The sequence below is a fragment of the Rhodoblastus acidophilus genome (genome assembly GCF_009720655.1).
Classification (GTDB): Bacteria; Pseudomonadota; Alphaproteobacteria; order Rhizobiales; family Beijerinckiaceae; genus Rhodoblastus; species Rhodoblastus acidophilus_A.
In genome coordinates this window covers 34284-47956 of sequence record NZ_WNKS01000023.1, presented here as the reverse complement: position 1 = coordinate 47956, position 13673 = coordinate 34284, and the positions used below count along the sequence as shown (strand labels likewise).

Annotated in this window: 12 protein-coding genes; 10 read left to right on the top strand and 2 right to left on the bottom strand. The window is 64.6% G+C overall.

The window, feature by feature from the left end; genetic code table 11:
* Positions 1–100 precede the first annotated feature (100 nt).
* The 6 genes from GJ654_RS18130 to GJ654_RS18105 all read left to right on the top strand — a co-directional run bounded on the left by GJ654_RS18130 (position 101) and on the right by GJ654_RS18105 (position 6332).
* Positions 101–1144, top strand: coding sequence for a DNA-directed RNA polymerase subunit alpha (locus GJ654_RS18130; protein ID WP_425540404.1), 1044 nt, complete (start codon positions 101–103; stop codon positions 1142–1144).
* 198 nt (positions 1145–1342) lie between these two features.
* Positions 1343–1750, top strand: a complete 408-nt coding sequence (rplQ, locus tag GJ654_RS18125) for a 50S ribosomal protein L17 (RefSeq protein WP_155447586.1) — start codon at positions 1343–1345, stop codon at positions 1748–1750.
* 198 nt (positions 1751–1948) lie between these two features.
* The gene (gene ccoG, locus GJ654_RS18120; protein ID WP_155447585.1) at positions 1949–3373 is read left to right on the top strand and encodes a cytochrome c oxidase accessory protein CcoG; all 1425 of its coding nucleotides are present in this window, start codon (positions 1949–1951) and stop codon (positions 3371–3373) included.
* A gap of 130 nt (positions 3374–3503) precedes the next feature.
* Positions 3504–4199 carry a hypothetical protein gene (locus tag GJ654_RS18115; RefSeq protein WP_155447584.1) on the top strand — a complete coding sequence of 232 codons (696 nt, stop codon included), beginning with the start codon at positions 3504–3506 and terminating at the stop codon, positions 4197–4199.
* A gap of 1 nt (position 4200) precedes the next feature.
* Positions 4201–5829 carry an OmpA family protein gene (locus GJ654_RS18110; RefSeq protein ID WP_155447583.1) on the top strand — a complete coding sequence of 543 codons (1629 nt, stop codon included), beginning with the start codon at positions 4201–4203 and terminating at the stop codon, positions 5827–5829.
* Positions 5826–6332, top strand: a complete 507-nt coding sequence (locus GJ654_RS18105; protein WP_155447582.1) for a Rab family GTPase — start codon at positions 5826–5828, stop codon at positions 6330–6332. The genes GJ654_RS18110 and GJ654_RS18105 overlap by 4 nt, the downstream gene beginning before the upstream one ends.
* Before the next feature lie 457 nt (positions 6333–6789).
* Here the strand turns inward: GJ654_RS18105 and GJ654_RS18100 are convergent, their stop codons facing one another.
* The gene (locus GJ654_RS18100) at positions 6790–7209 is read right to left on the bottom strand and encodes a DUF1489 family protein (RefSeq protein WP_155447581.1); all 420 of its coding nucleotides are present in this window, start codon (positions 7207–7209) and stop codon (positions 6790–6792) included.
* Between the two features lie 220 nt (positions 7210–7429).
* On the opposite strand from GJ654_RS18100, the gene GJ654_RS18095 reads away from it, so the two are divergent.
* A complete protein-coding gene (locus tag GJ654_RS18095; protein ID WP_246664816.1) occupies positions 7430–8008 on the top strand; it encodes a molecular chaperone DnaJ in 579 nt (192 codons plus the stop codon).
* A gap of 63 nt (positions 8009–8071) precedes the next feature.
* Here GJ654_RS18095 and GJ654_RS21525 read toward each other — a convergent pair whose 3' ends face one another.
* Positions 8072–9709 carry a serine hydrolase gene (locus tag GJ654_RS21525; protein ID WP_155447579.1) on the bottom strand — a complete coding sequence of 546 codons (1638 nt, stop codon included), beginning with the start codon at positions 9707–9709 and terminating at the stop codon, positions 8072–8074.
* A 252-nt stretch (positions 9710–9961) separates the two neighbouring features.
* Here GJ654_RS21525 and GJ654_RS18085 point away from each other — a divergent pair, with 252 nt between their 5' ends.
* The 3 genes from GJ654_RS18085 to clpA all read left to right on the top strand — a co-directional run bounded on the left by GJ654_RS18085 (position 9962) and on the right by clpA (position 13527).
* Positions 9962–10306, top strand: a complete 345-nt coding sequence (locus tag GJ654_RS18085) for a phasin family protein (protein WP_155447578.1) — start codon at positions 9962–9964, stop codon at positions 10304–10306.
* A gap of 424 nt (positions 10307–10730) precedes the next feature.
* The gene (clpS, locus tag GJ654_RS18080; protein ID WP_155447615.1) at positions 10731–11126 is read left to right on the top strand and encodes an ATP-dependent Clp protease adapter ClpS; all 396 of its coding nucleotides are present in this window, start codon (positions 10731–10733) and stop codon (positions 11124–11126) included.
* 10 nt (positions 11127–11136) lie between these two features.
* Entirely contained in the window at positions 11137–13527 is a 2391-nt protein-coding gene (gene clpA / locus GJ654_RS18075) for an ATP-dependent Clp protease ATP-binding subunit ClpA (RefSeq protein WP_155447577.1), read from the top strand.
* Positions 13528–13673: the final 146 nt, after the last annotated feature.

Genomic DNA, 13673 nt, shown 5'->3' with positions numbered 1-13673 from the left:
GATCGCGGCCTCGCCGCGATCGATTTGTATCCGCCTGGGACCGACGGGGCTCGGCGGACAATTCCGTTAGCGGACCAAAGGCCATGGTTGACGAACCGATATGCCGCGGTCCGAGGAAGAGGCTGAAATGATCCAGAAGAATTGGCAAGAGCTGATCAAGCCGAACAAGCTCATTGTGTCCCCCGGCGAAGACCCCAAGCGTGTCGCGACCGTCGTCGCCGAGCCGCTGGAGCGCGGTTTTGGTCTGACGCTCGGCAATGCGCTGCGCCGCATCCTGCTGTCGTCGCTTCAGGGCGCCGCCATCACCTCCGTCCACATCGACGGCGTGCTGCATGAATTCTCCTCGATTCCCGGCGTGCGCGAGGATGTGACCGACATCGTCCTCAACATCAAGGACGTCGCCATCAAGATGCAGGGCGAAGGCCCGAAGCGCATGACCCTGAAGAAACAGGGTCCGGGCGTGGTCTATGCCGGCGACATCGGCGTGACCGGCGACATCGCCGTGCTCAACCCGCAGTTGGCGCTGTGCACCCTCGACGAGGGCGCGGAAATCCGCATGGAATTCACCGTCAATACTGGCAAGGGCTATGTTCCCGCGGACCGCAACCGCGCCGAGGACGCCCCGATCGGCCTGATCCCGGTCGATTCCATTTATTCGCCGGTGAAGAAGGTGTCCTACAAGATCGAGCCGACCCGCGAGGGCCAGGTGCTCGACTATGACAAGCTCACCTTGCAGATGGAGACCAACGGCTCGCTGACCCCCGAGGACGCCCTGGCTTTCGCCGCGCGCATCCTGCAGGACCAGCTCAATGTGTTCGTCAATTTCGAGGAGCCCAAGCGCGAGGAGGCCTCGCCGGCCATTCCGGAACTCGCCTTCAACCCGGCGCTGCTCAAGAAGGTCGACGAACTCGAACTGTCGGTGCGCTCGGCCAACTGCCTGAAGAACGACAACATCGTCTATATCGGCGACCTCATCCAGAAGACCGAAGCCGAAATGCTGCGCACGCCGAACTTCGGCCGCAAGTCGCTCAACGAAATCAAGGAAGTGCTGGCGCAGATGGGCCTGCACCTCGGCATGGAAGTCTCCGGCTGGCCGCCGGAGAACATCGACGAACTCGCCAAGCGGTTCGAAGAACACTACTAAGGCACGCGCCTTCTCCCCTTGCGGGAGAAGGTGGCGCGAAGCGCCGGATGAGGGGTTCTTCCCGCCTCATCCGTCTCGGCGCTCCGCGCCGATCCGCCTTCTCCCGCAAGGGGAGAAGGATAACCCGCCCCGAAATCGGGGCAAGCACGGAAGGGCCGTTCCTTGGCACGGCGGCCCTAATCAACATGGAGAGCCAATATGTATCATGGTAAATCCAAGCGGCGGTTCAACCGCACCGCCGAGCATCGCAAGGCGATGTTCGCCAATCTCTGCCAGGCGTTGATCAAGCACGAGCAGATCACCACCACCCTGCCCAAGGCCAAGGACCTGCGTCCGGTGATCGAAAAGCTCGTCACCCTCGGCAAGCGCGGCGACCTGCACGCCCGTCGTCAGGCCATCGCCCAGATCAAGGACGTGGCGCTGGTCGCCAAGCTGTTCGACACGCTGGCTCCGCGCTACAAGGATCGTCAGGGCGGGTATACCCGCGTGCTCAAGGCTGGCTTCCGCTACGGCGATAACGCCGCCATGGCCATTATCGAATTCGTCGATCGCGACGTCTCCGCCAAGGGCAAGGATTCCGGTCAGGTCGCCGAAGCTGCGGAATAAGGTTTTTCGCACGCGATTTTTTCAGGGCGGCCCGGTGGGCCGCCCTTTTGTTTTGGCCGACGCGCCGATGGTATTATATTCGAATTCCTTGATGAATGATCCGAAAGGGCGTACACCCTGCGCGGGATCAATGAACGGATGCGGACTTCCGCGCTATCCCGCGCTGACTTCGCGCGTCGAAACGTCAGGACACTTGCGATGGACGACGAAACCATCATCACTGGACCGCTCTACGAGGTCCACAAGAAGGTCTATCCGCAGGCGACCCACGGAACGTTTCGCACCATCAAGTGGGGGCTGATGGCCTTCACCCTGGCGGTCTATTACCTGATGCCGTTCCTGCGCTGGGACCGCGGGCCGAACCTGCCGGACCAGGCGGTGCTGATCGACATGCCGGCGCGGCGCTTCTACTTCTTCTTCATCGAGATCTGGCCGCAGGAGGTCTATTATTTCACCGGCCTGCTGATCATCGCGGCCATGACCCTGTTCCTGCTGAACGCGCTCGCGGGCCGCGTGTGGTGCGGCTATCTGTGCTGGCAGACGGTGTGGACCGACCTGTTCTTCGCCGTCGAGCGCTGGGTCGAGGGCGACCGCCGCGAGCGCATCATGAAGGACAAGAAGGGCTGGACCTTTTCGCGCGTTCGCGAACTCGCCACCAAGCATGTCCTTTGGCTGTTGATCGCCATGTTCACCGGCGGCGCCTTCGTGCTCTATTTCGCCGATGCGCCGACTTTGCTGAAGGACTTGTTCACCGGCGCGGCGCCGGGCGTCGCCTATATCTGGGTCGGCATTCTCACCTTCACGACTTACGTCTTCGCCGGCCACATGCGCGAGCAAGTGTGCATCTTCATGTGCCCGTGGCCGCGCATCCAGGCGGCGATGACCGACGAATGGGCGCTCAACGTCTCCTATGAGCGCACCCGCGGCGAGCCGCGCATGTCGGTGAAGAAGGCTTTGGCCGCGCATGAACGCGGGGAAAAGGCCGGCGACTGCATCGACTGCCACCAATGCGTCGCGGTCTGCCCGACCGGCGTCGACATCCGCCACGGCTCGCAGCTCGGCTGCATCCAGTGCGGCCTGTGCATCGACGCCTGCAATATCGTCATGAAGGAGATCGGCCGGCCCGGCAATCTCGTCGCCTATGACACCGACATCAATATCGCCCGCCGCGACGAAGGGCTGCCGCCGGTCTATAAATTGATCCGGGCGCGCACGCTGATCTATCCGGTGATCATCCTGGCTGTCGCCGGCGTGATGGCGCTCAAGCTCGGGACGCGCGCGGATCTGTTCGTCAACGTGCTGCACGACCGCAACCCGCTTGCGGTCACCATGTCCGATGGCGCGGTTCGAAATGGCTACACGGTGCGCGTGCTCAACAAGCAGGCCAACGACCGCAAGGTTGAGGTGTCGGTGGAGGGCAGCCCCAATCTGCAATTGCAGATCATCAACGGCAAGGGTGGGCAGGCCGCTGTCGTCGGCCCGGACCAGACCCTGGAGCTGCGCGTCGCCGTGACCGCGCCCGCGGGGTCGGTTCCCGCAAAACCGGTCGATGTGGTGTTCACGGTGAAGGATGAGACCGGCGCGACCACCGCGACGCACAAGGATCATTTCTTCCCGCAGTGAATGTTGCCTTGCGTAAAATAATGGGCGCGGCGCCGAAAGGGCCGCGCCCAAAGCTTGCGACGCAAGGCAAAGCTGGCCTAAATGGGTTGTCGCGCGCGATCTTGTTCGCGCACTGCCCGGGAATTGAACCATGACGGACGTGAATACGAACGCGGCGCCGGCCGTTACACCCGAAACGATTGATGACGTGCGGGAAATGCTGTTTGGCGCGGAAAAGCGCGCTTCCGACGAAAAAATCCAGCACATGGACGCCAGACTGGATCGTCTCGACGAAAAACTGGCGAAGCTCGACGCCGGTCTGGCCAAGCTCGACGCCAAAAATGCGCAGCTCGACCAGCGGCATGCGCAGCTCGACCAAAGGCAGGCGCAGCTGGATCAAAGGCAGGCCGAGCTCAACGCAAGGCAGGCGGAGCTCGACGCGCGCTTCAGCCGAGTCGCGCAGCTGGATGGGCGATTCGCCCGGGTCGACACCCAATTCGCCCAGTTCGAGAAATGGATGGACCAGCTGGACACGCGGCTGGGGCAGGGGTTGAGCGCTCTGATCCAGGAAAAGCGCGCCGCCGACGCCCGGTTCAAGAAACTCGACGATCTGCTCGACGAGACCCGCGCGGAAATCGTCGCCGACAAGCGATTCGCCGAAGCGCGGTTTGGCGCTGTCGGCGTCGAAGCGCGCGCCGCCGAGGCCAGGCTGGAGGCGCTGCGCCAGGAATTGCAGCGGCTGGAGCTTCTCGGAACGGACGTGGAGAAGCTGAAGCGGGGGCAGGGCATTGGCGCGGCCATCGGCTATTCGCTGCGCAATTTCTCGACCGTTTCGAGGTCGCGCTGATTTGAGCGCCCCTCGCGCGGCCGGCGCCGATCTCGGCAGGCTGAAACAGCTGCTGTTCGAGCCGGAGCAGGCGAAGATCGAAGCGCTGCAAGGCCAGTGCGACGCCTTCGCCCAAAAAATCGGCGACGACGCGCGATTCGAGGCGTCGACGGCGCAGGTGATCGCCGGCGCCTTGCGAAAGGCGGAAGTCTCGCGGCATCGCGAGCTCTCGGCGGCGATCGCGCCGCTGGTGGTGGCGGCGATTCGCAGCGAAATCGTCAACTCGCGCGACATGATGGTGGACGCGCTCTACCCGATCACCGGCCGGCTCGTCGCCGCCGCCGTCGCCAATGCGTTTCGCGATCTGGCCGACAGTCTGGAAAAACGCATCGACGCGCTGCTGTCCACCGACCTGTGGCGGCTGCGGCTTCGCGCCTGGCTCAGCCGGCGCCCGCTCAGTGAAGTGGTGCTGGAGGCGGCGGGTCGGCCCCGCGTTCTGCGGCTTCTGGCTCTTGAGCGCGACACCGGCAAGCTTTTGGGGAGCTGGCGCGCCGATGGGCAGGCGGATGAGTCCGTGGAGCTGGTCAGCGGCCTGATCGCGGCGATCAGCCAGTTTTCCGCCCAGGCTTTTTCGAAAGCGCATGGCGAGCTGCGCGAGCTCGACATGGGGGCGAGCCATGTGCTGCTGCGGGCCTCGGCCCGCATGGTGGTCGCGGCGGAATTTTCCGGAGCGCCCGACGCCGCCGCCGCGCGGCGGATGGATTCGGCGCTGTTCGACCTGATCGACGGCAGCGCGCCGTTGGACGAACGCGCTCTTGAGCGTCTGGCGTTGGCTTCCGCGGCGCCTCCGCCGGCGACGCGGTCGCGCGCGTCGCGCTGGGTTTTGGCGGGGCTGCTCGCGGCGGCGCTTTTTGCCGCGCTCTATGGTCCGGTCCGCGACGCGATTCGCGACCGCCGCATCGAAGCCGCCTTTTCGCAAGCGCAAGCCGCGCAAGAGCTCGACTCCTGGCCAGTGACGCTCGCCATCGACCATGGTTCGAAATCGGTTTTGGTGCGCGGGCTCGCGCCGGCGAAAACCGATCTTGATGCGCTGGCGCGGGCTCTGGCGCCGGCGGCCGCGCCTTATGCGGTTGCGATGGGTGTGGTTCGGCTTGATGAGCCCGCGCCGCCCGTCGAGTCTTCAGAACCAAGACTCGCCAAGGCGGAAGCCCGGATCGCCGAACTTGAGGCCGGGATCGCCGAACTGAAAAGCTGGCGGGCCGAACGCGAGGCCCGCGACAACGCGCCGGCGGCGGTGTTGTCCCGGCTGGCGGGCGCCAGTGCAATTCACTTCACTGACGAGGTCACGCTGAAGGAGCCTGACAAGGCGCAAGCAACGGTGGCGGCGCTCGCCCAGGCGCTGAAGGCGTCGGGACTTGGCCTGCGCGTGGTCGGCTACAGCGATTCGACCGGCGTCGCCGCCAAGAACCACACGCTGTCGCTTTCGCGCGCGGCGACCGTGGTCAAAATGCTGGTCGAGGCGGGCGTGGCGCCCGAAAAACTGGTGGCGGTGGGGCGCGGCGACCAGAACCCGATCCTGGATGACGGCGGCGCCGAGCGCGTCGGCAACCGGCGCGTCGCCTTCGAGGCGCTCGAAGGGGCGCCGCGATGAATTTTTCCGCCAAGGTCATGCTGCTTGGCGATATCGGGGTGGGAAAAACCTCGCTGGCGCGGCGGCTGGTGTTCGGCAGGTTCGACGGCGACTACAAGACGACCATCGGGGTCGACATCCTCACCCATGACCTCAAGCTCGTCGGCCGGCCCGAGGACATCTGGGCCAAACTGTTGTTGTGGGACACCGACGGCGATTTCGGCCATCACATTTTCAAGTCGGTCTATATCGCCGGCGCCTCGGGGGCGCTGGTGGTGGCCGACGCCTCGCGGCCGCTGACCATCGAAAAAATGTTCGCGTTGGCGGCGGATTTTTCCGAAGCCATGCCGGGGCGTCCGGTGCTGGCTCTGGTCAACAAGGCCGATATCGTCAGGCCGAACCTCGCCGGTCTCGACCGCCTGGGGTTGCCGGAGGAGCAGATCATGATCACCAGCGCCAAATCCGGCGAGAACGTCAATGAAGCGTTCGAGGGGATCGCCGAGACCATCTATCGGCGCCGGTGAGGGCGGGCGCCATCGGTTGCGTTTTCGCGGGACTGACGCCCGGCGGCAGTGTCGAAATCTCCACCCTGGGTTGAAACATATGCGCCTAAAAACGGAAAAGCCGCGCTGTTTCCTGTGAAAATCGTGCGAATTCCTACACAAAACCGTCGATTCTTGCGCGTGCAACCGCAGGGTTGCGTACGAGATGTGGGCGGGAGCGGGGACCGCGTTCCGCGCGGTAAATGAGGATTGTTCTTGGGAAACAAGGGTTTGGCGAGGCGCGGTGGTTCGAGATGTTTCACGTGGAACATAACGAGAACAAAATCTTGTGGGTTTGCGGTTTTCACTTTTGTCGCGGGCGTCATCTCACGCCGGCGCCGGTCTGCTCGAAAAGGTTGGATTGCTTCGCTTCGCTCGCAATGACGGCATCAGGGAGTCTGGGCGAGCCGGCGCCGTCGGCGGCCCGCTTCGGAATGTTTCATAGAAGCCCCAGGGCGCTCAACTCGCGCCGCAGGTCTTCCGGCATGTCCGCGCCCGCGCCGGCCAAAAGATCGGGCGGGGCGTCCGCGGGTTTCAGATAGCGCCAGCCCTGGAAGGCGCGGCAGGGGCGGGGGGCGACCGCCACGATCTCGTCATCCAATTGCAAGGCGCAGCGGCGCACGCCGGCGGAATCGACGAAATCCTCGAGGCCGATCAGCCGTTGCCGGACGGAAATCTGGCCCTTGATCACCCAGTAGAGCGAGCCGCCGTCCAAGATTTCGTCGGCGCGGCTTGGCCTCATGCGCGTGACATGGGCGTGGACGAGGCCAGGATTGTTTTGCGCGCGCAACAGCGTCCAGCGGCGCAGGTCGTCAGCGGAGTCGATTCCGACGCAGAGTTTTAACAGGTGAAGGGGCATGACCGCGTTTCTTTAGCTGGCGGCGGGCCGCGCGCCTATCCCGAAATGCGGACCCTGGCGCCGTCGGGGGAGACCGCCTATGTTTCGCATCCATGCCCGCGGTTGCGCCTGAATTGGGGAGGCGGCGATTTTCTTTCTGCTCGGACTTCTGGTCCTGATCCTGATCCTGTTTGGCTTGCGCGAACTCGGCCGGGCGCCGCCGGCGCGCGTGGCTTCGATGATGCGCCAGGGATTCGCGGGCATCGCCCTGTTCGCCGCCGCCCTGATGCTGGCGCGCGGCCAATTCGCCGCGGCGCTGGCGCTGGCTGGCGTGGCGCTCGCCGCTTTGGGCCGGAGTTTTCCGCCATTCTCCCGCGGCAAGCGCGGTTCGGCGGTGGACATGGAGTTCGACGATTTTGGCGTCCGCGACGGCGCCGTTCGCTCCGGGCCGTTCGCGGGCTCAAGACTGTCGGAACTGTCCAAGTCGCAATGCCTGGCCCTCTACGCCCAGTGCCGCGCCGAAAATCCCGAGGCGCTGCTGGCGCTAGAGGCTTATTTCGACCGCCGCTTTCCCGGATGGCGCGTGACAGCGCAGGACGACGCGGACGCGCGGCGGGGCGGCGGGATCCGCCGCGCCGGCGAAATGAGCGAGCAGGAAGCGTATGAGACGCTCGGACTTCGATGGGGGGCGAGCGCGGACGAGATCGTTCGCGCGCATCGGACGCTCATGAAGGAACGTCATCCCGACCACGGGGGGACGACGGATGGCGCGGCCCGGCTCAATCAGGCCAAGGACAGACTCTTGCGGCGTCACGGGTGACCACCCTCCCAAACTCAAGTACGCGACGACTGAAAACCAACCTTGACCGCCTCGCGCCCCGCGTCAGTTGCGCATCGCGAAACAGGAAAATCCGGAACTCTTCAAAGCCTTGCACGCGGCCTCGGCGCGCGATTCCTCGAGGCCGGCGAAACGGGCGCGGTAGAGCGTTTCCCGGCCCTTGTGGACCGCCTCGGTGTAGCCCCTGGCGCCGCCGAGCAGCGCGGCGCGCTTTTCCCGGGCGCTCTTGAGCAGGGCTTCCGCCTTGTCGGCGTCGTCGGTCGCGCCGATCTGGAGAATCCAGCCGGAGACGGCGGGCTTGGCGGAGGCGATCTTGTCCTTGCCCTTCTCGCTGACCCCTTCAGTCTCCTGCGCCTTTGGGGTCGGCTTGATCTCGATGCGGGTTTCGAGCTTGGTGGGCCTGGCCGGCGCGCCGGTGAGCCAGCGCATGCCGCCGGGGGTGGCGGCGCCGGCGCCGTCCTGGGCCTTTCGCGTCGAGCCGTCGACGGCGGGACGGGCCGTGGGCCGCTCTTCGGGGCGCGGCGGCTGCGGCGCGGCGGCGACATAGGCCGGGCGCGGACGCGGGTCCGGCAGCACGGCGGCGAGCTGGAGGCGGGGCGGCTCGGGGGCGGCGCGCTCGGTTACGCGGGGCTCGGGCCTGGGTTCGGGTTTCGGTTCCGGCTTGGGCTCCGCGACGCGGCGGGGCTCGGGCGCGGGCTCGGCGCGCGCCTCGGCCTCTTCGTCGGCGTCGCGGCTGGCGACCTGGACCGCGCCGCGTCCGCCGGCGTCGTCGATATGCGCCTCGATCACGCGCTCCATATAGGCGTCGCGGGAGCGCGCGCTCTTGCCGCCCATCACCACGGAAATGAGATAGTGGCCGTCGCGCTTGACCGAGCTGAGCAGGTTGAAGCCGGAGGCGGCGGTGTAGCCGGTCTTGATGCCGTCCATGCCCTCGACGCGATCCATCAGATGGTTGTGGTTGTGGATGCGCTGGCCATGCCAGGAGACTTCGTGCAGCGAGAAATAGCGGTAGTAGCGGGGGAAACGCGCCTGGATGTCGCGGCCGAGAATGGCGAGGTCAAAAGCCGTGGTGATCTGCTCGCTGTTGGGCAGGCCGGAGGCGTTGCGGTAGAGCGTGCGGCTCATGCCGAGCGCATGGGCTTTGCGCGTCATCATCTCGGCGAAGTCCGACTCGGTCCCGCCGACGGCCTCGGCGATGGCGACGGCGATGTCGTTGGCCGATTTGGTGACGACCACCTTGATGGCGTCCTCGACGCGGATCGACGAACCCGGACGCAGGCCGAGTTTGGAGGGCGCCTGCGCGGCGGCATGGGCGGAGATCGGAATCGCGTCGTCGAGCGACAGTTTGCCCTTTTCCAGCTGCTCGAACAGCAGGTAAAGGGTCATCACCTTGGTGACGGAGGCGGGATGGCGCGGCGCATGCTCGTTCATGCCCCAGAGCACATGGCCGGTGGCGCCGTCCACCGCGATGGCGGCGGTCGCCGAGCCCGCGACGGCGGCGGGGCGCGCGTGGCGGAGATGATGGTGGGCGTGAAGATTCGCATGCACGCGATGGCCGCCGTGGTGATGATGGCGGCGGGCTTCGGCGGGGGTGGCGAGGGATGTGGCGGCGACGAGGGCGATGACGAAGCCGGAGAGGGTCGCGCGGGCATAACGCGGACCGCCGAGGATGCTCTGGAACATACACCAATCCCGAAGGTGAACTGACACGATCGTCCGCTGTGGCGCCGACGAAACTTTCCTCAAATTAGACCCAATGCGGTTACTCGCCCGTTAAGCGGTTTGCTGAACAAAGGGTTAACAAAAACTATGGTGCACCGCACAACGAATCATTGACATTTTTGTGCGCTGCATATAAAAGTAATCCTCGAGAACCGGAGAACGCGTTCTCACGGAATTCCTCAGCCGCCGAGCGGCAAAATCATAGGTGCTACAATGGCTATCAACTTCGAAGACTACCAGAAGGTCAGCAAGGAACAGATCGACGCGATCCAGGCCTCCGCTGTGGAAGTGTCCAAGCAGCTCCAGGCCATCGCCGCCGAAAGCACCGACTACGCCAAGAAGTCGCTCGAGCACGGCTCGGCCTTCGTGGAAAAGCTGCTCGGCGTGACCAAGTTCGAAGACGCGCTCGCCCTTCAGCAGGAATACGCCAAGGCGTCCTATGAAGGCTTCGTCGCGCAGACCACCAAGCTCGGCGAGCTCTATTCCAACGTCGCCAAGGAAGCCTGGAAGCCGGTCGAAGGCGCCTGGGCCAAGGCTCAGTCCTCCGTCGCGGCGTAATCCGCTCCCGCCCCCCGGGCGGTCTTGAGTTTTGAACGCCCGGTTCGGCGCCACGCCGAACCGGGCGTTTGCGTTTTGCGAGCGCCGGTCCGGTTTTCGCCCATTTCGTTGCGTATATTTGTTGGCGCCCAGAATTTGAGCAAAAGCCCGCGTTTCCTTCACGCGCGCCCAATCATCGGCGTTGCGTCATGCTTCGTGCAAGACATACGCTGCATGGTGGCTTGACGGTGACAGGAAGACAGGGGCCTCGCCAAAATCTTTTCGGCCCTCTGGCGGGGACGGGAAGCGGCGCATAAATTGAGCTTGAGGGGTGAAACGGCAGCGCCGCTCGCGCCGTTATGGTAACCTTGAAAGTGTCTGATGGCGCCGGACGACGAAACGAAATGCCGGTGCGGATTGTTGGAGAGAGAATTCCGTGACTGTTCTGACGACCCGTTCAAGGCGTGACGCGCTGCTCGGCGCGCGCGGCCGGGTTGGGCCAACCGCAGGCAAGGGCGGCAAGAAGAATCCGGGCGATGGCCCCGGCTCCGGGACGGCGGTCATCACCCGATCGAAGACCCAGACGCAACGACCTTCGATGTACCGGGTTTTGCTTCTGAACGACGACTACACGCCGATGGAATTCGTTGTCGGCGTGCTCTGCAACTTCTTCCACAAGACCCTCGAAGACGCCGAGAGGATCATGTGGCAAGTCCATACAAATGGCGTTGGGGAATGCGGAATCTATACCTATGAGGTCGCCGACACCAAGGTGACGCAGGTGATGGATCACGCGCGCAAGCACCAGCATCCGCTGCAATGCGTCATGGAAAAGAAGTGAGGTCCAGCCTATGCCGTCCTTCTCGCGCAATCTCGAACAGACCCTGCATCGCGCCTTGGCGGCCGCTTCCGAGCGCCGGCACGAATATGCGACGCTCGAACATTTGCTGCTGAGCCTGCTCGACGATTCGGACGCGGCGGCGGTGATGCGCGCCTGTTCCGTCGATCTCGACGTGCTGCGCAAGAGCCTCGTCGCCTATATCGAGCACGAACTGGCCAATCTCGCCACCGAACTGCATGAGGACCCCAAGCCGACCTCCGGTTTCCAGCGGGTGATCCAGCGCGCCGTGATCCATGTGCAGTCCTCCGGGCGGGAGGAAGTCACGGGAGCCAATGTGCTGGTCGCCATTTTCGCCGAGCGCGAGAGCCACGCCGCCTATTTCCTGCAAGAGCAGGACATGACCCGTTACGACGCGGTCAATTACATCAGCCACGGCATCGCCAAGCGTCCGGGCATGAACGATACCTCGAAAACCCCGCGCGGGGTCGAGGAAGAGGAAAAGACCGAGCGCGCCAGCGAAAGCTCCTCGAAGGACCACGACAAGAAGAAGGAGACGGCGCTCGAGGCCTATTGCATCAACCTCAACGCCAAGGCCAAGGACGGCCGCATCGATCCGCTGATCGGCCGCGAAACCGAAGTTTTGCGCGCCATCCAGGTGCTGTGCCGTCGGCACAAGAACAACCCGCTGCTGGTCGGCGATCCCGGCGTCGGCAAAACGGCGATTGCGGAAGGTTTGGCGCGGAAAATCGTCAAAGGCGAGACTCCTGAAGTCCTGCACGGCGCGACCGTCTATGCGCTCGACATGGGCGCGCTGCTGGCGGGCACCCGCTATCGCGGCGACTTTGAAGAACGCCTCAAGCAGGTGATGAAGGAGATCGAGCAGCACAAGAAGGCGATTCTCTTCATCGACGAAATCCATACGGTGATCGGCGCCGGCGCCACCTCCGGCGGCTCGATGGACGCCTCCAACCTGCTGAAGCCCGCGCTGGCCCAGGGCGGCCTGCGCTGCATCGGCTCGACCACCTACAAGGAATTCCGTCAGTATTTTGAGAAGGACAGGGCCTTGGTCCGCCGCTTCCAAAAGATCGACGTCAACGAGCCCTCCGTCCCCGACACGATCGAAATCCTCAAGGGCCTCAAGCCCTATTTCGAGGAGTTCCACAAGCTGCGCTACACCAACGACGCCATCAAGGCGGCGGTGGAGCTGTCGTCGCGCTACATCCATGACCGCAAGCTGCCGGACAAGGCGATCGACGTGATCGACGAGACGGGCGCCTCGCAAATGCTGGTGCCCGAGCCCAAGCGCAAGCGCATCATCGGCGTCAAGGAGATCGAGGCCACGGTCGCCACCATGGCGCGCATCCCGCCGAAGAGCGTGTCCAAGGACGACGCCGAGGTTCTGCAAAACCTGGAGCAGACGCTCTCGCGCGTCGTTTACGGGCAGGACACCGCCATCAAGGCCCTCACCTCCGCGATCAAACTGTCGCGCGCCGGCCTGCGCGACGGCGAGAAGCCGATCGGCAGCTATCTGTTCTCCGGCCCGACCGGCGTCGGCAAGACCGAAGTGGCCAACCAGCTCGCCAAGTCGCTCGGCGTGGAAATGGTGCGCTTCGACATGTCCGAGTACATGGAGCGGCATACGGTTTCGCGTCTGCTCGGCGCGCCTCCCGGCTATGTCGGTTTTGAGCAGGGCGGGTTGCTAACCGACGCCATCGACCAGCATCCCCATAGCGTGCTGCTGCTCGACGAAATCGAAAAAGCCCATCCGGATCTCTACAACATCCTGTTGCAGGTGATGGACCACGGCAAGCTGACGGATCACAACGGCAAGCAGATCAGTTTCAGGAACGTGATCCTGATCATGACCACCAACGCGGGCGCGGCGGAAATGGCCAAGGCCGCTTTCGGCTTCACCCGATCCAAGCGCGAGGGCGAAGACGTGGACGCGATCAACCGCATGTTCGCGCCGGAATTCCGCAACCGTCTCGACGCGGTGGTGCCGTTCGGCCGCCTGCCGACCGAGGTGATCGCCAAGGTGGTCGACAAGTTCGTCATGCAACTGGAGGCGCAACTCGCCGACCGCCATGTGCAGATCGAACTGTCGGACGAGGCGCGCGCCTGGCTGGTGGAGCGCGGCTATGACGAGGCGATGGGCGCCCGCCCGATGGCGCGGGTGATCCAGACCCACATCAAGACCCCGCTCGCCGACGAGGTGCTGTTCGGTCGCCTTAAGCACGGCGGCACGGTGCGGGTCGTGGTGTCGGGCGAAGGGGTCGATGCGGAACTCGCCTTCGTCTATCCCGACGGACCCGTGCTGCCGCGGCCCGACAAGGAGATCGAGGCCAAGAAGGCTCAGAAGAAAGGCAAGGGCGCGCCCGAGCCCGAGAAGCTGGCGGAATAAGGCGAGTGCGCGCCTCCCTCTGACCACGGACGTCATGCCCGGCCTTGTGCCGGGCATCCACGCCGGGGCGCGAGAGAAAAAGCTCGAACATTTCGCGCTGCGGCGCCGCGTTGATGGCCGGGACGACGCCCGGCCATGACGACATT

Coding starts and splice junctions, on each gene's coding strand:
- GJ654_RS21525 (WP_155447579.1), bottom strand. CDS start 9,709: ATGTTCCAGAGCATCCTCGGCGGTCCGCGTTATGCCCGCGCGACCCTC.
- GJ654_RS18095 (WP_246664816.1), top strand. CDS start 7,430: ATGCGCCAGGGATTCGCGGGCATCGCCCTGTTCGCCGCCGCCCTGATG.
- GJ654_RS18115 (WP_155447584.1), top strand. CDS start 3,504: ATGACGGACGTGAATACGAACGCGGCGCCGGCCGTTACACCCGAAACG.
- rplQ (WP_155447586.1), top strand. CDS start 1,343: ATGTATCATGGTAAATCCAAGCGGCGGTTCAACCGCACCGCCGAGCAT.
- GJ654_RS18100 (WP_155447581.1), bottom strand. CDS start 7,209: ATGCCCCTTCACCTGTTAAAACTCTGCGTCGGAATCGACTCCGCTGAC.
- ccoG (WP_155447585.1), top strand. CDS start 1,949: ATGGACGACGAAACCATCATCACTGGACCGCTCTACGAGGTCCACAAG.
- clpA (WP_155447577.1), top strand. CDS start 11,137: ATGCCGTCCTTCTCGCGCAATCTCGAACAGACCCTGCATCGCGCCTTG.
- GJ654_RS18085 (WP_155447578.1), top strand. CDS start 9,962: ATGGCTATCAACTTCGAAGACTACCAGAAGGTCAGCAAGGAACAGATC.
- GJ654_RS18130 (WP_425540404.1), top strand. CDS start 101: ATGCCGCGGTCCGAGGAAGAGGCTGAAATGATCCAGAAGAATTGGCAA.
- GJ654_RS18105 (WP_155447582.1), top strand. CDS start 5,826: ATGAATTTTTCCGCCAAGGTCATGCTGCTTGGCGATATCGGGGTGGGA.